The following is a 21,199-nucleotide window of genomic DNA, read 5'->3' on the forward strand; positions in this document are numbered from 1 at the left end:
GTCATGTAATAGTATGGCATGCTAACGCCGCGCTGAAATCAGCGCGGCGTTGGGCATATTGGGCGTTAAAGGCTGTGCTTATTCGCTCGCCCGCAGGCGAGGCAGTAAATGGGTGTCGATTGCCTGACGAACCGAGGGCAGCATTTCATCGCTGTGCTGCAACATGTCGTGAATGGCTTCGGGCAAGCCTTCCACACCGGCTTCGTTGTATTTGCATGCCGCCATACGGGCACAGGTTTCAGGACACGCGCCGTCGGGAATGCGCACGCCCAGTGCCTGCAAGCGCTGGCGAAAGTCGTCGCCGTCGATCAGATCCGCGAGCATCATGTCTTTCCCTCCTCGAGTGACCGCGCGCTAGCCAGTATCGTCTGTCGCGGCCGCAATGGTCGTTGTTGTGGCTTACCACTGGCGCGAACGCTTGTCGCCAGAGACGTTATCCAAAGTTTAGGAGAGCGGGGACAAAATGCCCGCTCCCGCCATCAGTGTGCAAACATAGTCAGTGCGTGAACACCACGGTACGCCTGGCATGCAGAAACACCCGGCGCTCCAGATGTAGCGAGACGGCGCGCGCCAGGGTCAGACATTCGACATCGCGCCCCTTGGCCACCAGATCCTCGGGGTCATCGGCATGGCTGACCGGCTCCACGCCCTGGGTGATGATCGGCCCTTCGTCGAGATCGTCGTTAATGTAGTGCGCGGTGGCGCCGACCAGCTTGACGCCTTTTTCGAACGCCTGATGATACGGCTTGGCACCCTTGAAGCCCGGCAACAGCGAGTGGTGGATATTGATCGCGCGGCCGCTCAGCAATTCGCACATCTCGGGTGAGAGCACTTGCATGTAACGCGCCAGGATCACCAGCTCGGCGCCGGTGGCCTCGATCACTTCGCGAACCCGGGCTTCCTGCTCTGCCTTGGTCTCGGGCGTGATCGGGAAGTGGTGATACACCAGGCCATGCCAGGCCACCAGCGGTTCGAGATCGGGGTGATTGGAAACCACCGCGCGAATGTCCAGTGGCAGTTGCCCGGTACGATAGCGATACAGCAGGTCATTGAGGCAATGATCGGCCTTGGAAACCATGATCACCACCGGCGTGCGGCGCTCGGGCGGCGTCAGCTCGAAATCCATCTCGAATTCCAAGGCGCGAGGCGCGAAGCCGGCCTTGAAGGCCTCGGCATCGAAGTCGGACGCCTGGGGCCGAAACTCGGTACGGATGAAGAAACGCTCGCCCAGGCGATCGTCGAAGGACTGCTGTTCGGTGATGTAGCAACCGCGCTCCTTGAGGAAGCGGGTCACGACATCCACGGTGCCCAGGCGACTGGGACACTGCGCGGCGAGGATCCAGGTATCGTCACTGCGACTCATGGCGGCTTTCTCGGGCGACACCGATGCCATATTCCTCGCCGGCATCCAGCAGCCAGCGATACACGTAGTCGGCGAAACTGCGCCGTACGATGAGTTCCCAGCGCGACTCGTCAGGGCGACGCAGGATCACGCTGGTCTTGGCGAAGAGCGTGGTCACGCCCTTGCCCACCGTGAAGGCATGCGGATCGACATCATAGACCGTCGACTTCATCAGCACTTCGTGCGCCGCTTCCCCAGTGAGTTCGATCAGCGTCTGCCCCGCGCTGACGTCGACGATAGCGACATGCGCCCCGCCGAGCTGCGCGCGCAGCCGCGTCTCGAGGCCGAAGGTCTCATCGCCGGGCACGATCAGCAGCCACTCGTCGGGCGACAGCCATTGCACGGAGCGCTGGCCCTCGGCGTCTACGTTGAGCGAATTGGGACGCCCGGGCAGGCCGATGCCGAGCACCTCGCGCAATGCCTCGTCGAGAACGATGGCACCGCCGCGCAGGATGAGATGCCCCAGGAATGCTCGCTCGCCAATCACCGCACAGCTTTCCTCGCCAGACGCCTCTCCGGGCGCGGGCATACCGCTGCGCTGGTAGGAATACGCCAGCGGTGATTCGGCGGTGACGGTGGCGTGATCGGCACGGGCGTCGTAGACATGGACCGAGTTAGACATGCTGGCGTTCTCCCTTGGGGTCGACGAATTGGGTGCCGACGATCTCGGCTTCATGCACGCGACCATCGGCCATGGGCAGGTAGACGCTCTCGCCCATGCGCTGGTGCCCGCCCTTGACCACCGCCAGCGCGAAGCCGCTTTCCAGCGTCGGGCTGTAATAGCTGGAAGTGACATGGCCCACCATGGGCATGGGGATGGCGTGATTCGGCTCGAAGACGATCTGAGCGCCCTCTTCCAGCACCACGCCCGGGTCCTTGGGTTTGAGGCCGACGAGCTGCTTGCGCCCGTCGCGGCGCGTATCGGAACGCGTCAGCGCCCGCTTGCCGACCCACGGGAACGGCTTGTCATAGCCGATGGCCCAGTGCATGCCGAGATCCTCCGGTGTCACCGAGCCATCGGTGTCCTGGCCGACGATGATGAAGCCTTTTTCGGCACGCAGGACGTGCATGGTTTCCGTGCCATAGGGCGTCAGATCGAAAGCCTCGCCACGGGCGAAAAGCGCGTCCCAGACGTGCATGGCGTAATGCGCCTGAACGTTGATCTCGAAGGCCAGCTCGCCGGTGAAGGAGATGCGGAACACCCGCGCCGGCACGCCGGCCACATGCCCCTCGCGCCAGTCCATGAACTTGAACGCCTCGCGGTCGAGGTCGATATCGGTCAAGTCGGTGAGCAGCTTGCGCGCCTCGGGGCCGGTCACGGTCATCGTCGCCCAGTGATCGGTGACCGAGTTGAAGTACACTTCGAGTTCCGGCCATTCGGTCTGGTGCCAGAGTTCGAGCCATTCCAGCACCGGCGCGGCGTTGCCCGTGGTGGTGGTCATCAGGAAGTGATTCTCGGCCAGGCAACTGGTGGTACCGTCATCCATCACCATGCCGTCGTCGCCGCACATCAGTCCGTAGCGCACGCGACCGGGGGCCAGCTTCTGCCACTTGTTGGTATAGATGCGCCCCAGGAACTCGCGGGCATCCGGCCCCTGGATATCGATCTTGCCCAGCGTCGAGGCATCGAGGATGCCCACACCTTCGCGGACCGCGCGGCATTCGCGGGCCACCGCTTCTGCCATGCTCTCGAGCCCGCCATCGGTGCGCTTGCGTGGATAGTACCAGGGGCGTTTCCACTGGCCGACGTCCTCGAACTCGGCGCCTCGAGCGACATGCCAGGCCTGCATCGGCGTGTAGCGTTCGGGATCGAAGAGCTCGCGGCAGTGGCGACCGACGATGGCACCGAAGGTCACCGGCGTGTAGTTGGGCCTGAACACCGTTGTGCCGGTTTCGGGAATGCTTTGTCCCAGGCAGCGCGCGGCCACCGCCATGCCGTTGATGTTGCCCAGCTTGCCCTGGTCGGTGCCGAAGCCCATGGCGGTGTAGCGCTTGACGTGTTCGATGGATTCGAACCCTTCGCGCGTGGCGACATCGATGGCGGCGGCGGTGACGTCATTCTGCAGATCGACGAACTGCTTGGGCGCGCGCAGCGTGGCTTTCTCATGCGGTATCTCGAACAGTGCGCAGGCCGAGCCTTCATGGCGCGACGCGACCCGTGGCAGGTCCGCATCGTCCACGCTGGCGGCGAATCCCAGTGCCGTCGCCGCGTTGGTACCGGCTTCGACGCCGTCCGCCAATACCTCGCCCAGCGGATAGACACCACGCGCAGCGCCCGTCGCGGCGACGCCCGCCACGGTCGAAGGCACGAAGCCGATGATGGCATCGTTCCATACCGGACGCGCGCCGGTATGCGAAGCCAGATGGATCACCGGGCTGTAGCCGCCGGAGCTGGCGATGGTATCGCACGCGAGCGTTTCGACCTTTCCGGTGACCTTGAAGGCGTCCACGTCGATGGCCGCCACGCGTGCCGCCGAGACGCGCTGTTCGCCCTTGGCCTCGAGCACGGCGCTGCCGGTGATGACACGAATGCCCGCCGCCTTGGCCTGCGCAACGAGATCGCCTTCCGGCGCGGTGCGGGCATCGACGATGGCGACCACCTCGCGGCCCGCCTCCTTCCAGTCGAGAGCCGCGCGATAAGCATGGTCGTTGCTGGTGGAGAGTACCAGCTTGTGGCCGGGCGCCACGCCGTAGCGGCGAATGTAGGTCGACACCGCCCCCGCCAGCAGGTTGCCAGGGACGTCGTTGTTGGCATACACCAGCGGACGTTCATGAGCGCCGGTCGCCAGGATCACCTGGCCGGCACGCACCCGGTGCAGACGTGAGCGCGGCTGGCGATGACCGGCCTGAGACGGCGCACTATCGCCCAGATGCTCGGTGCGGCGTTCGTGGAGCGTCACGAAGTGATGATCGTGATAACCATGCGCGGTGGTACGCGGCAGCAAGGTGACGTTGTCATGTTCCGCCAGCGCCGCCAGCGTCGTCTTCAGCCATTGAGCGGCGGGTTGATCGTCCAGCGTTTCGCGCGTGTCGAGCAGCGAGCCGCCCATCGTCTCCTGTTCATCGCACAGGAGCACCCGTGCCCCGGCACGCGCCGCCGTCAACGCCGCGCTCAAGCCCGCGGGGCCGGCACCGACGACGAGCAGGTCACAATGCCGATGCATGTGATCGTAGATATCAGGATCGGGCTGTGTCGGGCTGCGCCCCAAACCGGCGGTCTTGCGGATGTATTTTTCGTAGGTCATCCACATCGAGGCCGGCGCCATGAAGGTCTTGTAATAAAACCCCGGCGGCATGAACGGGCCGCCCAACTTGCCGATCCAGCGCATCATGTCGCGCTGCGCGTCGGGCCAACCGTTGGTGCTACGCGCGACCAGACCGTCGTACAGCGCCTGCTGGGTCGCACGCACATTGGGCACCTGGGTCGCCTCCGTCGCGCCCAGTTGAACCACCGCGTTGGGTTCTTCCGCACCGGCGGCGACGATGCCACGCGGGCGCGAGTACTTGAAGCTGCGATTGACCAGGTCCACGCCATTGGCCAGCAAGGCCGAGGCCAGGGTGTCGCCGGGATGGCCGGTATAGGAGCGGCCATTGAAGGTAAACGTCAACGCCTGCGTGCGGTCGACCTGGCCGCCTTGCGTCAGGCGATTGGGCTGTGATGCTGACTGGCTCATGCCTGCGCTCCCTTGATCGACGCCACGGCGGCGTCGCTGGCACCCACGGTTTGCTGGCCGCCCTCGGCGACCTGCGCGCTATCAGTTTTTTCCTCACGCGCGGTTTTTTCCTCACGCGCCAGATGCTCGGCAGTGATCGTCGGCTGTTCGCCCATCTTGTAGGTCTCGAGAATCTCGTAACTCACGGTATTGCGTGTGATATTGAAGAACTTGCGGCAGCCCACCGCGTGCAGCCACATCTCGTGATGGATGCCGCGCGGGTTGTCGCGGAAGAACAGATAATCGCCCCACTCTTCGTCATTGCAGGCATCCGGCTCCTCGGGTCTGGCGATATGCGCCTGGCCCTTGGGGTGGAATTCCTCTTCCTCGCGCAATTCTTCGCAGTAGGGGCAGTAGATATGGAACATGGTGGCTCTCCCTTGGAGCGTCTTTCACGATACGGCGACGATAAGCTTTTTCGCTGGCAGGGCTACGCGAGGGCGCTGTAACCCCTTCCATGGGCGCTACTTTTGCCTTCCATGGCAAAAGACCCTCGCACCGCCCTGCCACCGGCGCTCATCTCGAGGAATAAACAATCGCGCATTCAATGGGCCACCCCGGCCGCGCCGTGTTCGTCGATCAGTGCTCCGCTGTGGAAGCGGTCGATGGAAAACGGCGCGGCGATGGGATGCATCTCGCCCTTGGCCAGGCTTGCGGCGAACACATGCCCCGACCCCGGCGTCGCCTTGAAACCGCCCGTTCCCCAGCCGCAGTTGAAGTAGAGCCCCTTGACCTTGGTCTTGGAGATGATCGGACAGGCATCCGGGCAGGTATCGACGATGCCGCCCCACTGACGGTTCATGCGTACGCGCGAGAAGATCGGAAACATCTCGACGATGGCCTGCAAGGTGTGCTCGACGGTGGGATAGCTGCCCCGCTGACCGTAGCCGTTGTAGCCGTCGATTCCCGCGCCGATGACCAGATCGCCCTTATCCGACTGGCTGATATAACCGTGTACGTGATTGGACATCACCACGGTATCCAGCACCGGCTTGAGGGGCTCGGAGACCAACGCCTGCAGTGGGTGCGATTCCAGCGGTAGATTGAAACCGGCCATGCGCGCCAGCACGCTGGAATTGCCCGCCGTCACGCAGCCCACGGTCTTGGCCTCGATATCGCCGCGATTGGTATGCACGCCCTGGATCTGCCCGTCGCGAATCTTGAAGCCGGTGACCTCGGTGTTCTGCAGCAGATCGACGCCCAGCGCGTCGGCGGCGCGAGCGTAGCCCCAGGCCACGGCGTCGTGGCGGGCCACACCGGCGCGCGGTTGCCAGGAAGCGCCCATGACCGGATACCGAGCACGTTTAGAGCAATCCATGATCGGCACCAACGACTGCACGCCTTCGGCGTCGAGCACTTCACCGTCGATGCCGTTGAGGCGATTGGCGTTGACCCGGCGCTGAATGTCACGCATGTCCTGCAGCGTATGACCCAGGTTGAGCACCCCACGCTGGGAGAACATGACGTTGTAGTTGATGTCCTGGGAGAGACCCTCCCACAGCTTCATGGCATGCTCGTAGAGCGCCGCCGATTCATCCCAAAGATAGTTGGAGCGCACGATGGTGGTGTTGCGCGCGGTATTGCCGCCCCCCAACCAGCCCTTTTCCACCACCGCCACATTGGTGATGCCGTGCTCCTTGGCCAGATAGTAAGCGGTCGCCAAGCCATGCCCGCCGCCACCGACGATAATCACGTCGTAGCGCGGCTTGGGCGTGGGATTGCGCCACTGACGTTGCCAATCCTCGTGGTGACGCAGCGCGTGCTTGACGAGCCCGAAGCCTGAATAACGTTGCATAACCTCTCTCCTGCGCGGCCCCCGTGCTCTGGACTGGCACGACGACGTGTCTTCACATACCGCGATGGTAGCCCTGTCGCCCCTCCGGCGGAGTGCTTGCAAACGTCATGGCCGGATGCGTTTGCGACACGCCGATGAAGTCCAGCGGTCAGCGTTTCAGCACGACTTCTTCTTGATTGTCGAGGGTGGGTACCCAAAATGCCGGCGAAAGGCGCGAGAGAAAGAAGAGTTATCGGAGAAACCAAGATCCATGGCAATGCGCCCTAGCGACAAGCGGGTGGTTTGCAACCATGTCATGGCCCACTGCAAACGTCGCTGCAGCACATATTGTTGCGGAGTTTTTCCGAAGTGGCGCAGAAACAGCATATGCAGTTGGCTTTGCCCCAAGTGCATAAAATCGGCAAGGGCGGCGTTGGACGGCGGTGTTTCCAAAGAAGCATCGATAAAGGCATTGATTTCGTCAAGCGAGAAGCGTCGCTCCCTCGGCAGGGCATTATCACTGCCGAATTCCATCAATTCGTAAACCTGAGTGACGAACATCATGGCGAGCTGTCGACGCAGCAAATGATGCGGATCATGTGAGCCGAAAAAGCGCAGCTGCTCAACTGCCACGTTGATCGTCGACACCATGACGGGCGGCATCTCGAAAAACCCCGAGTTCGAAAAAAGCCTTCCCACAAAGTCGACGCGGCTTGCTTCTTCTAGTGCTGTGAGGCAGCTATCGACGCTACTCAAGTCGACCACGAGTAGCTCGCTTCTATCATCGCAGCCGGCAAAATGATGGCGGGTATTGGCAGGCACTACTGCCGCCGTTGAGCTACATAGGCGCCGCGACTCGCGATCGAATGCACACTCCATCTCACCACGCCAACCGAGCAACAACTGCGGAAAGTCGTGGCAATGTTCGCCTTGTGTGCGAGCGATATGATTGCGTCGGGCCTGGGTCTGTTGCATAACGGTCACCGAAGAGGCATCAGAGCGGGCATCACACCGGAACTCAAGGCAAAGATTGCGGAGTTCGAGTCAAGCCACTCTGGTTGCAAGCATCATAGTCTACAGCGATAAACATCACTCACTGGAGACTGTCATGTATTGCAACGCTGAACAAGTCGCTGACGCCCTCCCCTGGCCGGCACTCATCGACGCCCTCGATGATATTTTCACCCACGAGGTAAACTCCCCCATTCGCCACCACCATCACCTGTCCGTGAGTGGCGATCCGGATGCCACGCTACTTTTAATGCCCGCCTGGATTGAAGACCGTTACTTGGGCGTCAAACAGGTCAACGTATTCCCCGGCAATACGGCGCGGGGCGAACCTGGTCTGACCGGCCACTATCTGCTTAGTTGCGCCCGTACGGGACGTCATCTGGCGCAGTTCGAGGCCAATGAGCTGACCTCGCGTCGCACCGCAGCCGCTTCGGCACTGGCCTCTCGCTACCTTTCCCGCGACGATGCTCAAGAACTGCTCATGGTAGGCGCCGGACGCATGGCACGCCGCCTGGTACCGGCGCATGCCGCCGTACGACCGATTAATCGTGTACGCGTGTGGGATATTTATCCCGAGTCGGCCGCTACCTTGGTCGCGGAGCTGAAGGAACAGGGGTATCAGGCCGAGCAGGTCGCCGCAGACGATCTGCAACGGACAGCCGGTGAAGCAGACATCATCAGTTGTGCCACGCTCAGCCAGACTCCTTTGATTCACGGTGATTGGCTCTCGCCAGGCACCCACGTCGACCTAGTGGGCAGCTTCACGCCATCGATGCGCGAGGCAGACGACGAGGTCATGCGCCGAGGACAAGTGTTTGTCGATACCCGTGCCGGAGCACTGGCCGAAAGTGGCGATCTAATCGACCCTATCGCCTCAGGTGCCATCAGTGAAGCCGATGTACTGGCCGACTTCTTCGACCTGTGCGCAACACGTCATCAAGGGCGTAGCGAATTGAGCAGCCCTGATGAAGCGATCACAGTATTCAAGGCGGTGGGCGCATCATGCGAAGACCTGGCAGCCGCCATTACCGCTTACGAAAGGCGCAGCCGCTAAGCACTTGCGTCAACATCCATCTTACTGCTGAACAAAAGGAACAATACAGCATGAAAAATGAAACTCAGCCCATCGCGCTCCCCTCGCTAGGCATGGCACTGCTGCCAATACTATTGACGATTGGCTTGCTTGCCATCCAACTCTTCTATTATGGCGACTTCACGCCCCACATACCGTTAGCACTCGGTGCCGCCATAGCCGCGATCTTCGGCTGGGCCCGTGGTTATCGCTGGCAAGAGATGCAAGCGGGTGGCTTCAAACTGCTCCACGTCGCCATGCCTGCAGTGGCTACTCTGATTGTGGTGGGCATGCTGATCGGGGTGCTGATTTCCAGCGGCACCGTCCCAACGCTGATCTACTACGGCCTCGAGTTACTCAGCCCACAATGGTTTCTAGCCGCCACCATGCTGATGTGTGCGGTAGTTTCATTGGTAGTCGGTTCTTCCTGGACCACCGTTGGTACGGTGGGGCTCGCACTGATGGGGATCGGTATAGCCCTTGAAGTGCCCGTCTACTGGACCGCGGGGGCCATCGTCTCCGGTGCCTTCTTCGGCGATAAGATGTCGCCGCTATCGGATACCACCAACCTGTCGCCAGCGGTGACCGAAACCAATATTTTCGATCACATCAAGAACATGCTGCCAACCACGGTGCCCGCCATGCTGATCGCACTAGTGATCTATGCCTGGGCGGGAGGCGGCGATCCGGAAGGCGCGTCATCACTGGCACGTATCGCCGATATCCGCGAAGGCCTGACCGATGCCTTTCAATTGGGCTTCTGGCAATTGATCCCATTGCTCGTCATTTTGACGCTGGCCTTCCTGAAAATTGCCCCCATTCCGGCCCTATTCACAGCAACCTGTCTGGGCGGCGTCATCGCCATGCTGACCCAAGGCGTTTCCTTCCATGATGTGCTGACCTACGCCCATAGCGGCTACACGGTCGACACGGGCATTGGCCCGCTGGATACCTTGCTTAACCGTGGCGGCGTCACTTCCATGACCTGGGTAGTCACGCTGATCATATTCGCGCTAATTTTCGGCGGCATTCTGGAGAAGACTCGGTGTCTCGAAAAGGTCGTGACCACTATCACCGAAAAGGCACGCAGCTTCAGGGCACTTCAGACCAGCGCAGTCCTTACCCCGATTTTCGTCAACACCATCGCTGGCGATGTCTATCTCTCCATCGCTCTGCCAGGTCGCATGTATGTCAGCGCCTATGATCGCCTTGGCTATTCACGACTCAACCTGTCACGCGCCATTGAAGAGGGAGGCACATTGGTCTCACCACTGATCCCCTGGAACGTCGGCGGGGCCTTCGTGATGACGACTCTGGGACTCACGGTAAGTGATGGTGACCTAAGCGCATTGCTCTACATTCCGTTTGCCTTTGCCTGCTGGCTATCCCCCCTTATAAGCATCATCTACGCACAGCTCGGGCTTTTTTCCCATAAAGCGGATCCTGAGAAGCGCCCTAACAGCGACCAGCCCGCACGGCTGTCCTCGCAGGACGAGGGAGAGGGGCCGATTCCGCCGGGCGATGAGAATATTGCACTACAGAACTCGGGTACATCATGAGTGCTAGTACATCCTCACTCCGCCCCGACGTCGTGGTCGTCGGGGCTGGGTTGATCGGCATGACCAGCGCCTTGAAGTTACAGCAGGAGGGGCTTCGCGTGCTGGTGGTTGACCGCGATGACCCGGGCAAAGGGGCCTCCTTCGGCAATGCCGGGTACCTGGCTACAGAACTCATCGAACCGCTCTCGACGCCCGAGACCCTGCGCAAGGCACCAACACTACTGCTCGACCCACATGGCCCACTGGCGCTACCACCGCGCTATCTGCCACGCCTGCTGCCCTGGCTTACACGCTTTGCGATGGCGGCGCGCAAACCCAGCGTGAATACTGGACGCCAGGCATTGGCCGCGCTCAACAGTCAGGCGCTGATCGCCTGGCAGCGTTGTCTGAACGGTATCGGCGCCGAAGACGAGCTGATCGCCTCGGGGTACCTGATGGTGTGGGAAAATGAACGCACGTTAGAGAAGGCGCGCTACCACCAAGATAAACTCGGCAAGTATGGCATTCGGACCGATCTGCTGGATGCCGATGCGGTGCAGGCGCAAGATAGTGGGCTGAGCAGACATATTCACCACGCCCTGCTATTTCCCAATGCCCACCAGGTCAGCGATCCATATCGCGTAGTACAACGGTTGGTCGAGGCATTTCAAAGCGCCGGTGGCGAGATCGTGCGCGAGAGCGTCGAAAAGATCAGTGCGACCCATGAAGGTGTCGAGGTTCGTGCAAGCCAGCGTCGTATCGAGGCGAACCGAGTACTAATCGCCACTGGCGCATGGAGCAGTCGGCTTGCCGAGCAATTAGGCCTGAAGATGCCGTTGGAGAGCGAAAGCGGACACCATCTCACCATAGCCGATCGTGTTGATGCACTACGCCAACCGGTCGGATCAGCCGAGCGCAACGTGGTGATGGCACCTCTCAAGAGTGGGCTCAGGATAGTTGGCTTCTCCGAGCTGGGTGGGCTGGCACTCAAGCCCAACTCCAAACGTTCGCGTACTCTCAAGCATCATGCTTCAGCACTGTTGAGCGATACCACCGGCATCGAACAAGCCAGCGACTGGATGGGCTTTCGCCCAACGTTGCCCGATTCCCTTCCGGTGATTGGTCAGCACCCACGACATTCACAAGTTCAGTTCGCCTTCGGGCACCAGCACCTAGGACTGACACAGGCCGCGATTACCGCCGAGTTGGTCGCCGATCAGCTAATGAATCGCACCCCGACAATTAATCTGACACCGTTCCGGCCGGAGCGCTTCACGAGTGCTTGATTGACGCACGCCTCCCACCGGCGCCGTGACACTATTCGCCAGTACCGTACAGGCATAACGTTGTGCGCTCCGGCGCTATATCGAGTCATCACGCAGAGGAACAGAACATGTCACGACGTGTGATTACAGGTTACGCCGATGCCACTCTCCTCGCCTCCCATGAAGGCTTGAGCTTCTGGGGCGGCGTGGACGCCGCTACCGGCGAAGTAATCGATTCGCAGCACCCACTTAAAGGGCAAAACTTGGGTGGAAAAATACTGGCTATGCCTACCAGCCGTGGCTCTTGCACCGGGAGCGGCATACTTCTCGAGTTGATCGCCAACGGTAACGCCCCGGCGGCGCTGGTGTTCAGTGAAGCAGAGAGTATTCTGACCCTCGGGGCGCTCGTCGCTCGGCATCTTTTCGACCAAACGATTCCAGTGGTCCAGCTCGATTCCGAATCGTTCGAGCGGCTCTGGCGCTGTGAGCGGGTGTATATCGATGATCAGCGTCTGGTGGCCAATGGAATGGATGTTCCCCTCACGCCTCTTTCAAGCGAGGCGCTCATGTTGACAGACTATGATCGCGCACTACTCGAAGGCCACGAAGGCGACGCGGCACAGAGCGCAATGCGTATTCTCCACGACATGGCCGTGATCGAGGGTGCCACACGCCTGATTAATGTTTCACGGGTACATATCGACGGCTGTATCTATGCCAGTCCCGCTCTGCTGAGTTTTGCTGAAGTCTTTGCCGATATGGGCGGCCGCGTGCAAGTGCCCACCACCATGAACTCGATCTCGGTCGAACACACCCAATGGCAGGTGCAAGGAGTCCCGGAGGCCTTCGGCATACCCGCCAGCCGCTTGGCAGATATTTATGTGGCAATGGGCGCACGGCCCACCTACACATGTGCGCCTTACCTGCTTCAGGATACGCCCGTCGCCAACGAGGTAATCGCCTGGGCCGAATCCAACGCTGTTATCTACGCCAACAGCGTGCTCGGCGCGCGTACCGCCAAGCACCCCGATCTCCTCGATCTATGCATCGCGCTGACCGGACGCGCACCTTGCCACGGCGTCTACCTTGATGAGGAGCGCCGTGCGCGGCGAACCATCGCCGTCAACGTACCCACCGAACACGACGATTCGCTCTGGTCGCTCTTGGGCTATCGGCTGGGACAACTCGCCCCCGATTGCATACCATTGGTCACCGGTATCGACACTCTAGCGCCCAGCGACGACGACTTGAAAGCACTTTGTGCCACCTTCGGCACAACGTCTGCCGCGCCCATGCTGCAGATTGAGGGCGTCACTCCTGGGGCCTCTGGTATCGCCCCGGACGCCGACCGGGCGACCATCACGGTTGCCGATCTGGCAAACGTCTGGCAGCAGTTCAACGCTGGCGCCGTCGACATCGAACTTGTCGCCTTCGGTAGCCCGCACTTCTCGCTTGCCGAGTGTCGAAAGCTTGCCAAACTGATGGACGATCAGCGCTGCCACCCAACGGTTACCGGCATCGTCACCCTAGGGCGCGACACGCTCGAGGCGGCGCGGCAGGAAGGTAGCGCACAGTCACTTGAAGCCGCCGGACTGCGCCTGCACACCGATCTTTGCTGGTGTTCGATCTCCGAGCCTGTTTTTCCGCCGAAAGCACGCACATTGATGACTAACTCCGGCAAATACGCCCACTACGCGCCAGGCCTTAGCGGACGCGAAGTCCGCTTTGGAAGCCTCGCCGAGTGCGTGTCAGCACTTGTTACCGGGCATACGACAGACACTCTTCCCAACTGGTTACAGGCAACTTGCTAGCCTTCAGGACTCTCGCCTAGAAAGTGACGGCAGCACCAAAGGCAAGTGGCAGCTCCAAATGGAAATCGAACACATAGGGGTGCTCTCCCTGGCGCGGCCAGCAGCACGCCACGACTTTCAAACAGCCATGCTGCTGTGCGGGTCAACGTCCCCCCACCCACCAAAGAGCAGGTGGTACGAGCACCAGGTTGCCACGCCGACGTACACGGCTACCCAATGCTCAACCGGCTGGCGGCATACTTGAACTCGGGAATCTTGCCGAACGGGTCAAGCGCCGGGTTGGTCAGCATATTGGCCGCCGCTTCCAGATAGCAGAACGGTACGAACACCATGCCTTGCTGCATCATCGGGTCGGCGCGCGTCTTCAAGGTGATACTGCCACGCCGGGTAGTGATGGTGATCGGCTCGCCCGGTGCCAGCCGCAGGCGCCCCAACTCCGATGGGGAGAGGCTTGCCACCGCCTCGGGCTCGAGATCGTCGAGTACACGGGTGCGCCGGGTCATGGAACCGGTGTGCCAGTGTTCCAGTTGGCGTCCGGTAATCAGCACCGTGGGGTAGTCGTCGTCGATGGATTCATCCGGCGGCAATGGCCGCGTCGGTGTGAACGTCGCCCGTCCGCTCGCGGTGGGGAAGGCGTCAGAGAACACCACATCGGCACCCGGGGCGTCCTCGGCCGGGCAGGGATAGGTCACCGAGCTCTCGCGCTCGAGACGCTCCCAGGAGATATGCTCGAACGACGCCATACCTTGCTTCATTTCGGCGAACACCTCACCCGGATGCGTGTACTCCCAGCCCAGCCCCAGGCGATTGGCGAGCGCTTGGATGATCCACCAGTCGGGCTTGGCGTCGCCAGGCAGCGGCACGGCGGCGCGGCCGAGCTGCACCTGGCGGTTGGTGTTGGTGACGCTGCCATCTTTCTCCGGCCAGCTCGAGGCCGGCAGGATCACATCGGCGAACTGCGCAGTTTCGGTGACGAACAGATCCTGCACCACCAGATGCTCGAGCTTGCCAAGCGCCTTGCGTGCATGCTCGAGGTCGGGGTCGGACATCGCGGGATTCTCGCCGAGAATGTACATCCCCTTGATGGTGCCGGCCGCGATGGCATCCATGATCTCCACCACGGTGAGTCCCGGCGTCTCGTCCAGCGGCGTGTTCCATAGCTCCTCGAAGGCACTGCGCATCTGGGCATCGCCCACCGGCTGGTAATCGGGCAGCACCATGGGGATAAGCCCGGCATCGGAGGCGCCCTGAACGTTATTCTGACCGCGCAGCGGATGCAGGCCGGTGCCGGGGCGGCCGGTCTGGCCGCAGGCCAGTGCCAGCGAGATCAGGCAACGGGCGTTGTCGGTGCCATGCACGTGCTGGGAGATACCCATGCCCCAGAAGATCATCGCCCGCTCGGCCTGCGCATAAAGCCGCGCGAGCTCGCGAATCAACTCAGGCTCGACGCCACAGGCGGGTGACATCGCCTCGGGCGTCATGTCACGCACATGGGCCTCGAGGGCCTCGAAGCCCTCGGTGTGGGCATCGATATAGGCCTGGTCGAAAAGCTTCTCGCCGATGATGACATTGAGCATGGCGTTATACAGCGAGACGTCGCCGCCAGGGGTAAAGCGCACGCTGCGGTGGGCGTAGGCGTCCAGCGACTGGCCACGAGGGTCGAGGATGATCAGCTTGGTGCCATTCCTGGCTGCCTGCTTGAAGAAGGTGGCCGCCACCGGGTGGTTGATCGCCGGGTTGCAACCGGTGAGGATCACCACATCGGCCTCGAGCGCCTGCATGAACGACGCCGTCACCGCCCCCGAGCCGATACATTCCATGAGCGCGGCCACCGAGCTTGCGTGGCACAGCCGGGTGCAGTGATCGACATTATTGCTGCCGAAGCCGGTGCGCACCAGCTTCTGGAACAACCAGGCTTCTTCGTTGGAGCATTTGGCGCTGCCGAAGCCGGCCAGGGCCTCGGGGCCATTAGCCGTCTTGAGGTCAGAAAGTCCTCCGGCGGCCAGGTCCAGCGCCTCCTCCCAACTCGCCTCGCGGAAGTGGGTCAGCGGCTGTGCCGGATCGAAGTCGGGATCGAGGCCCTTGGCCACGCCGGAGCGACGGATCAGCGGCGTAGTGAGCCGCGACGGATGGCGCGGATAGTCGAAGCCGAAGCGCCCCTTGACGCACAGCCGGTTCTGATTGGAAGGCCCCTCGCGTCCCTCGACGAAGAGGATTGCATCATCCTTGACATGGTAGGTGAGCTGGCAGCCCACGCCGCAATAGGGGCACACCGAGTCGACGGTACGGTCGGCGACGGCTGAATCGCCACGGCCCGTCTCGTCGATCAGGGTCGCCGGCATCAGCGCCCCGGTGGGGCAGGCCTGGACGCACTCGCCGCAGGCCACGCAGGTGCTCTCGCCCATGGGGTCGTCGAAGTCGAAGACGATCTTGGAGGCGGCCCCGCGATGGGCCAGACCGATGACGTCATTCCCCTGCACCTCGCGACAGGCACGCACGCAGAGGTTGCACTCGATGCAGGCGTCGAGGTTGACGTTCATCGCCGAATGACTGGCGTCATGGGTCGCCGAGGCCCTTAGGGAATGCTCGGGAAGACGCACATGATTCACCGTAGGCGCATCTCGATAGGCCCGCGCCGGCAGTCGCTGGCGCACTGCGGTGGCGTCGATGGCCAGTTGGTCGGCCATGTTCCAGAAATGACTCGAGCGGTCGGGACTGTCGCCGCGCTCGGGCTGATCGGCGATCAGCAACTCCAGCACTCCCTCGCGGGACACCCGGGCCCGCTCGGAGGTGGCGCTCTTGACCACCATTCCCGACGTCGCCTCGCGCAGACAACTGGCGGCCAGGGCGCGTTCGCCCTCGATCTCCACCATGCAGGCGCGACAATTGCCGTCGGCGCGATAGCCGGGCGCGTCTCGAAAGCACAGATGCGGAATGGTCTCGCCGGCGCGCTTAGCCACCTGCCACAGGGTCTCGCCGGGACAGGCGCTGACCTCGACGCCATCCAGGGTCAGGGTAAAACCTTCGTTCCAGCTCTGCTCGCTCATGTTCATCTCCCTTAGCCCTTGACGATCAGGTTCTGGGCGGCGAGTTCGCCACGAAAATCCTTGAGTAGCCCCAACACGGGATTGGGGGCCGCCTGGCCGAGGCCACAGATGGAGGCGTCCATCATCACCTGCGACAGGCGTTCGAGCTCATCGGACTGCCACTCGTCGCGTTCGAGCAGGCTCAGCATCTTCTCGGTACCCACCCGACAGGGTGTGCACTGACCGCAGGATTCGTCGGCAAAGAAGGCCAGCAGGTTGGTGGCCACGTCGCGCAGGTCGTCCTGATCGGAGAGCACGATCACTGCAGCAGAGCCGATAAAGCCGCCGTGCTCCTGAAGCGTGTCGAAGTCCAGCGGGATATCCGCCTTGCTCGCCGGAAGAAGTCCCCCAGAGGCACCACCGGGCAGGTAGCCGGCCAGACGGTGCCCCTCGGGCATGCCGCCGCCATACTCCTCGATCAGCTCATTGAGGGTGATGCCGGCGGGCGCCAGGTGCACGCCTGGGCGCTTGACCCGACCCGAGAGCGAGAAGCTACGCAGGCCCTTGCGGCCATGGCGCCCCTGACCGGCGAACCAGTTGGCGCCCTTCTCCCAGATCAACGGGATCCAGGCAACGGTCTCGACGTTATTGACCAGGGTCGGGCAATCGAAAAGGCCCCTCTGGGCGACATAGGGTGGGCGATGGCGCGGCTTGCCGGGCTTGCCTTCCAGCGACTCGATCATCGCCGACTCCTCGCCGCAGATGTAGGCCCCGGCACCACGCCGCAGGATAATATAGTCGGGCGCTACCAGACCGGCGGTCTCGAGCTCGCCGATCGCCTCGCGCAGTACCCGATGCAGGCCGGGGTATTCGTCGCGCAGATAGATATACAACGCCTCGGCCTCCACCGCCCAGGCGCTGACCAACGCGCCCTCGAGGAAGCGATGCGGCGAGCGCTCTAGAGTGACGCGGTCCTTGAAGGTGCCAGGTTCACCCTCGTCGGCGTTGATGGCGCAATAGCGCGGCCCCGCTGCCTGACGCACGAAGAACCACTTCTTGAAGGTCGGGAAGCCGGCGCCACCCAAACCACGCAGGTTGGCGGCTTCCAGCGTCTGCATCAGCGCCTCGACCGTGACACGTCCCTCGCGGCAATCGGCCAGCAACCCATAACCGCCTTCGGCGCGATAGTCCGCCAGGCGTTGCCAGAGAATCGCCTCGGGATGGAAGTGGCCAGTATCGACCACCGCCTCGACACCCTCGGCGGTGGCGTAGAGCACATGGTGATGCCCCACCTCGACCACCGGCGCCGTCTCGCAGCGGCCCATGCAGGGGCCACGCACCACCCTGACCGCCTCTGGATCGACCCCGGCCATTAGTTCCGCCTTGAGCGCTTCGGCGCCGGCCAACTGGCAGGAAAGCGAATCGCAGACCCGCACCGTCACCTCAGGCGGTAACGCCTGATCGTCGTGAACCACGTCGAAATGGGCATAGAAGGTTGCCGTCTCGTAGACCGCCGCCATGGGCAGGTTCATATAGTCGGCCAGCGCGCGCAGCTCGGCGAGGGCGAGATGCCCTCGCGCGTCCTGGATGGCATGCAGATGCTCGATCAACAGATCGCGACGTCGCAGCTCCGGGTGGCTGCGCTCGTCGCCGAGAAGCGCCCGAAGCGCCGCCAGCGCGACAGGAGCCAAATCACGGCCACGGGCCTTGCCGCGGAAACGACGCTTGGGAGTGAGGGTCTCGACGGTCATGGCGTGCTCATTATTATCGGTAGGCTCTTACTCGACTTGCCCGGGAGTGTGTTATCCGGCGGGACAGACCACCATGGAAAACGCCACCCGGCTATCGGCATCCTGTCCGCAGACAGGCGCCTCGTTGCATGTTAGCCCCGGTCTCGCACCGGGGCCATTGATTGCCGCTCAGGCGGCCACACTGCCGTGCGGGTCGATGACGAATTTCTTGGCCACGCCACCGTCGAAGTCCGCATAGCCGCGCGGTGCTTCGTCCAGAGAGATGACCTCGACATTGACGGCGTCGGCGATGTTCACCTTGTCGAACAGGATCGCCTGCATCAGTTGCCGGTGATACTTCATCACCGGGCACTGGCCAGTATGGAAGGAGTGGGATTTGGCCCAGCCCTGGCCGAGACGCATCGACAGGTTACCCTGCTGGGCTTCCTGGCTCTCGGCGCCGGGGTCTTCGGTAACATAAAGCCCGGGGATGCCGATCTGACCGCCGGCACGAGTGACATCCATGCAGGCGTTGAGCACCGTGGCGGGCTGCTCGTGCGAGTGGTTGTGGCCATGACAACGCGCCTCGAAGCCCACTGCATCCACCGCACTGTCCACTTCACGTGCGCCGAGGATGGGTTCCAGCATATCGGCCATCGGCGTGTCCTGGCGCAGATCCAGGGTCTCGCAGCCGAAGCTTTCGGCCTGACCGAGACGCTGCGGGTTCATATCGCCGACGATGACGCAGGCGGCACCCAACAGTTGGGCAGACACCGCTGCGGCCAGACCGACCGGGCCAGCCCCGGCGATGTAGACGGTACTGCCGGGGCCGACACCGGCGGTGGCACAACCGTGGAAGCCGGTGGGGAAGATATCGGAGAGCAACGTCAGGTCGCGAATCTTGTCCATGGCGATGTCGCGGTCGGGGAACTTCAACAGATTGAAGTCCGCGTAGGGCACCATGACGTACTCGGTCTGACCACCGACCCAGCCGCCCATGTCGACATAACCATAGGCAGCGCCCGGACGCGCGGGATTGACATTGAGGCAGATGCCGGTCTGGCCTTCCTTGCAGTTGCGGCAACGCCCGCAGGCGATGTTGAAGGGCACCGAGACGACGTCGCCGACGCCGATGAACTCGACGTCACGTCCACACTCGACGACTTCGCCGGTGATTTCGTGCCCGAGCACCATGCCGCTCGGCGCGGTAGTGCGCCCGCGCACCATGTGCTGATCGCTACCACAGATGTTGGTGGTGATGACCTTGAGAATCACGCCGTGCTCGCATTTGCGATTGCCCAGCGCCAGTTCGGGAAAGGGGATCGGTTGGACCTCGACATGGCCGGCACCCATGTAGATCACGCCGCGGTTGGCTGCACTCATGGTGATTGTCCTTTATTTCGTGGTGAGAGGCGTCGTGGCGTCAAACGCCACTCTTCGACCATAGCCCTCTTGCTGGCGCGTAATGTTCCCAGCGAGTCATCGCCATGCCCAAAAGAGACATCGAAGAACGCAATCCGGCGTTCTTGCCGCCCGACGCATAACGCCACACAAACGTCGACCTACCACGATTTGCTTAGTCGTCTTATCGTAAGCAGGGCTTGTTCCCGCTGTAGAGCCATGTTATTCAAGCCAATACTCAAAGATGCCCCATGAGGCATCGCCCGCCACCGGAGTTCGCCATGGAGGCCTCGACCGCCACCGCCTCGCCTCGTTCCCACTCACATCCCGCTCGCCTGACCGGCATGAGCTGGACGCATTTTCTCAACGACGGCGCCGCCAATTATCTGCCGGGCGTGCTGCCGGCGATTCTGATCTCGCTCAACCTGTCGGTGGCGCTGGCCGGAACGATCATGGCGGCCTTGTTGATGGGCCAGGCACTGCAACCGCTGGTGGGGATTTTCGCCGACCGGGTCGGTGGCCGCGTCATGGTCGCTCTGGGGCTCGCCGGTTCGTCACTGGGCGGCGCCCTGGTAGGCTTTGCTTCGGGTTTCTGGCCTCTGCTCGGCATTCTGATGCTGATCGGGATCTCCAACGCCTTCTTCCATCCCCAGGCACTGGCCGGGATTCGTCGCCTGGGTGGCGAACGCCCGGGGACCGCGATGTCGATCTTCATGGTCGGCGGCGAGGTAGGACGTGGTGTGTGGCCGGCTCTGGCAAGCTGGGTGGTGGTGCAGTGGGGCCTGGGGTATCTGTGGCTGCTCGCCCTGCCCGCGCTCGTCACGCTGCCGTTCGTGCTGCACTGGGCGCCGCGCCTGCCGCCGCGCGACGCGAATGCCACCCCCATCGCCTGGCGTCTGCATGCCGGCCCGCTCTCGCGGTTGGTGGCCTTTTCCGCCCTGCGTTCCCTGATGATTCTCTCGGTGGTGACCTATGTACCGTTGATGTGGGCTCAGGGCGGGGGCGATCTAACCACCGGCGCCAGCTTCATCACCGTCATGCTGGTCGTCGGCGTGATCGGCAACCTCGGCGGCGGACGGCTCTCGGATCGCTTCGGCCGACGCCCGGTGTTGATCGTCGCCATGAGTATTTCGGTCATCATGCTGGCGGCCTTCCTGATGGCCGAAGGCATCTGGCTGTGGATCGTGCTCGGCGTGCTGGGCATCAGCCTGTTCGCGACCTTGCCGCTGGGCATCCTCATCGCCCAGGACATCCTGCCCGAGAACCGCTCGCTGGGATCGGGCATGGCGCTGGGCCTGGCCAACGCACTGGCGGCCCTCGGCGTGATGCTACTGGGGCCGGTCGCCGCGCTCTGGGCGCCCGCCGCACCACTGTGGATCGCCTTGGGCGGCGGCGTGGTCAGCATCTTCCTCGCCAGCGGGCTGCCCGAGCACGCCTCGGCTCGCTGAGCGGGACC

The 21,199-nt window shown here is 62.5% G+C and carries 15 protein-coding genes; 5 read left to right on the forward strand and 10 right to left on the reverse strand.

Annotated elements, in window-relative coordinates:
* Positions 1–78 precede the first annotated feature (78 nt).
* The 7 genes from L1073_RS04205 to L1073_RS04235 all read right to left on the reverse strand — a co-directional run bounded on the left by L1073_RS04205 (position 79) and on the right by L1073_RS04235 (position 7,864).
* On the reverse strand, positions 79–327 hold the full coding sequence (locus tag L1073_RS04205; protein ID WP_246897083.1) for a hypothetical protein: 249 nt from the start codon (positions 325–327) through the stop codon (positions 79–81).
* Between the two features lie 169 nt (positions 328–496).
* Positions 497–1,363, reverse strand: a complete 867-nt coding sequence (purU, locus tag L1073_RS04210) for a formyltetrahydrofolate deformylase (RefSeq protein WP_246897085.1) — start codon at positions 1,361–1,363, stop codon at positions 497–499.
* Positions 1,350–2,024, reverse strand: coding sequence for a sarcosine oxidase subunit gamma (locus tag L1073_RS04215; protein ID WP_246897086.1), 675 nt, complete (start codon positions 2,022–2,024; stop codon positions 1,350–1,352). Before L1073_RS04215 ends, purU begins: the two co-directional genes overlap by 14 nt.
* Positions 2,017–5,076, reverse strand: a complete 3,060-nt coding sequence (locus L1073_RS04220; protein WP_246897087.1) for a sarcosine oxidase subunit alpha family protein — start codon at positions 5,074–5,076, stop codon at positions 2,017–2,019. The genes L1073_RS04215 and L1073_RS04220 overlap by 8 nt, the downstream gene beginning before the upstream one ends.
* The gene (locus tag L1073_RS04225) at positions 5,073–5,483 is read right to left on the reverse strand and encodes a sarcosine oxidase subunit delta (RefSeq protein ID WP_246897088.1); all 411 of its coding nucleotides are present in this window, start codon (positions 5,481–5,483) and stop codon (positions 5,073–5,075) included. Before L1073_RS04225 ends, L1073_RS04220 begins: the two co-directional genes overlap by 4 nt.
* Positions 5,484–5,659: 176 nt before the next feature.
* On the reverse strand, positions 5,660–6,910 hold the full coding sequence (locus L1073_RS04230) for a sarcosine oxidase subunit beta family protein (protein WP_246897089.1): 1,251 nt from the start codon (positions 6,908–6,910) through the stop codon (positions 5,660–5,662).
* A 156-nt stretch (positions 6,911–7,066) separates the two neighbouring features.
* The gene (locus tag L1073_RS04235) at positions 7,067–7,864 is read right to left on the reverse strand and encodes an AraC family transcriptional regulator (RefSeq protein WP_246897090.1); all 798 of its coding nucleotides are present in this window, start codon (positions 7,862–7,864) and stop codon (positions 7,067–7,069) included.
* Positions 7,865–7,997: 133 nt separating this feature from the next.
* On the opposite strand from L1073_RS04235, the gene lhpI (L1073_RS04240) reads away from it, so the two are divergent.
* The 4 genes from lhpI (L1073_RS04240) (at position 7,998) to lhpI (L1073_RS04255) (ending at position 13,586) form a co-directional block, all read left to right on the forward strand.
* Positions 7,998–8,954, forward strand: a complete 957-nt coding sequence (lhpI, locus tag L1073_RS04240) for a bifunctional Delta(1)-pyrroline-2-carboxylate/Delta(1)-piperideine-2-carboxylate reductase (protein ID WP_246897091.1) — start codon at positions 7,998–8,000, stop codon at positions 8,952–8,954.
* Between the two features lie 50 nt (positions 8,955–9,004).
* Entirely contained in the window at positions 9,005–10,531 is a 1,527-nt protein-coding gene (gene nhaC / locus L1073_RS04245) for a Na+/H+ antiporter NhaC (protein WP_246897093.1), read from the forward strand.
* The gene (locus L1073_RS04250) at positions 10,528–11,796 is read left to right on the forward strand and encodes an NAD(P)/FAD-dependent oxidoreductase (RefSeq protein WP_246897094.1); all 1,269 of its coding nucleotides are present in this window, start codon (positions 10,528–10,530) and stop codon (positions 11,794–11,796) included. The genes nhaC and L1073_RS04250 overlap by 4 nt, the downstream gene beginning before the upstream one ends.
* A gap of 107 nt (positions 11,797–11,903) precedes the next feature.
* Positions 11,904–13,586, forward strand: coding sequence for a cis-3-hydroxy-L-proline dehydratase (lhpI, locus tag L1073_RS04255; protein ID WP_246897095.1), 1,683 nt, complete (start codon positions 11,904–11,906; stop codon positions 13,584–13,586).
* A gap of 209 nt (positions 13,587–13,795) precedes the next feature.
* On the opposite strand, the gene fdhF is transcribed toward lhpI (L1073_RS04255), so the two are convergent.
* The 3 genes from fdhF to fdhA form a co-directional block, all read right to left on the reverse strand.
* The gene (gene fdhF / locus L1073_RS04260) at positions 13,796–16,633 is read right to left on the reverse strand and encodes a formate dehydrogenase subunit alpha (RefSeq protein WP_246897096.1); all 2,838 of its coding nucleotides are present in this window, start codon (positions 16,631–16,633) and stop codon (positions 13,796–13,798) included.
* An 11-nt stretch (positions 16,634–16,644) separates the two neighbouring features.
* Positions 16,645–18,363 carry an NADH-ubiquinone oxidoreductase-F iron-sulfur binding region domain-containing protein gene (locus L1073_RS04265; protein ID WP_246897097.1) on the reverse strand — a complete coding sequence of 573 codons (1,719 nt, stop codon included), beginning with the start codon at positions 18,361–18,363 and terminating at the stop codon, positions 16,645–16,647.
* A gap of 168 nt (positions 18,364–18,531) precedes the next feature.
* Positions 18,532–19,725 carry a formaldehyde dehydrogenase, glutathione-independent gene (fdhA, locus tag L1073_RS04270; protein WP_246897098.1) on the reverse strand — a complete coding sequence of 398 codons (1,194 nt, stop codon included), beginning with the start codon at positions 19,723–19,725 and terminating at the stop codon, positions 18,532–18,534.
* A 269-nt stretch (positions 19,726–19,994) separates the two neighbouring features.
* On the opposite strand from fdhA, the gene L1073_RS04275 reads away from it, so the two are divergent.
* Positions 19,995–21,191 (forward strand): MFS transporter, encoded by a 1,197-nt coding sequence (locus L1073_RS04275; RefSeq protein ID WP_246897099.1) that lies wholly within the window; start codon positions 19,995–19,997, stop codon positions 21,189–21,191.
* The last annotated feature ends 8 nt before the right edge of the window (positions 21,192–21,199 follow it).

This window comes from Chromohalobacter nigrandesensis (genome assembly GCF_023061285.1).
Lineage (GTDB): Bacteria > Pseudomonadota > Gammaproteobacteria > Pseudomonadales > Halomonadaceae > Chromohalobacter > Chromohalobacter nigrandesensis.

Coding starts and splice junctions, on each gene's coding strand:
- L1073_RS04205 (WP_246897083.1), bottom strand. CDS start 327: ATGATGCTCGCGGATCTGATCGACGGCGACGACTTTCGCCAGCGCTTG.
- purU (WP_246897085.1), bottom strand. CDS start 1,363: ATGAGTCGCAGTGACGATACCTGGATCCTCGCCGCGCAGTGTCCCAGT.
- L1073_RS04215 (WP_246897086.1), bottom strand. CDS start 2,024: ATGTCTAACTCGGTCCATGTCTACGACGCCCGTGCCGATCACGCCACC.
- L1073_RS04220 (WP_246897087.1), bottom strand. CDS start 5,076: ATGAGCCAGTCAGCATCACAGCCCAATCGCCTGACGCAAGGCGGCCAG.
- L1073_RS04225 (WP_246897088.1), bottom strand. CDS start 5,483: ATGTTCCATATCTACTGCCCCTACTGCGAAGAATTGCGCGAGGAAGAG.
- L1073_RS04230 (WP_246897089.1), bottom strand. CDS start 6,910: ATGCAACGTTATTCAGGCTTCGGGCTCGTCAAGCACGCGCTGCGTCAC.
- L1073_RS04235 (WP_246897090.1), bottom strand. CDS start 7,864: ATGCAACAGACCCAGGCCCGACGCAATCATATCGCTCGCACACAAGGC.
- lhpI (WP_246897091.1), top strand. CDS start 7,998: ATGTATTGCAACGCTGAACAAGTCGCTGACGCCCTCCCCTGGCCGGCA.
- nhaC (WP_246897093.1), top strand. CDS start 9,005: ATGAAAAATGAAACTCAGCCCATCGCGCTCCCCTCGCTAGGCATGGCA.
- L1073_RS04250 (WP_246897094.1), top strand. CDS start 10,528: ATGAGTGCTAGTACATCCTCACTCCGCCCCGACGTCGTGGTCGTCGGG.
- lhpI (WP_246897095.1), top strand. CDS start 11,904: ATGTCACGACGTGTGATTACAGGTTACGCCGATGCCACTCTCCTCGCC.
- fdhF (WP_246897096.1), bottom strand. CDS start 16,633: ATGAGCGAGCAGAGCTGGAACGAAGGTTTTACCCTGACCCTGGATGGC.
- L1073_RS04265 (WP_246897097.1), bottom strand. CDS start 18,363: ATGACCGTCGAGACCCTCACTCCCAAGCGTCGTTTCCGCGGCAAGGCC.
- fdhA (WP_246897098.1), bottom strand. CDS start 19,725: ATGAGTGCAGCCAACCGCGGCGTGATCTACATGGGTGCCGGCCATGTC.
- L1073_RS04275 (WP_246897099.1), top strand. CDS start 19,995: ATGAGGCATCGCCCGCCACCGGAGTTCGCCATGGAGGCCTCGACCGCC.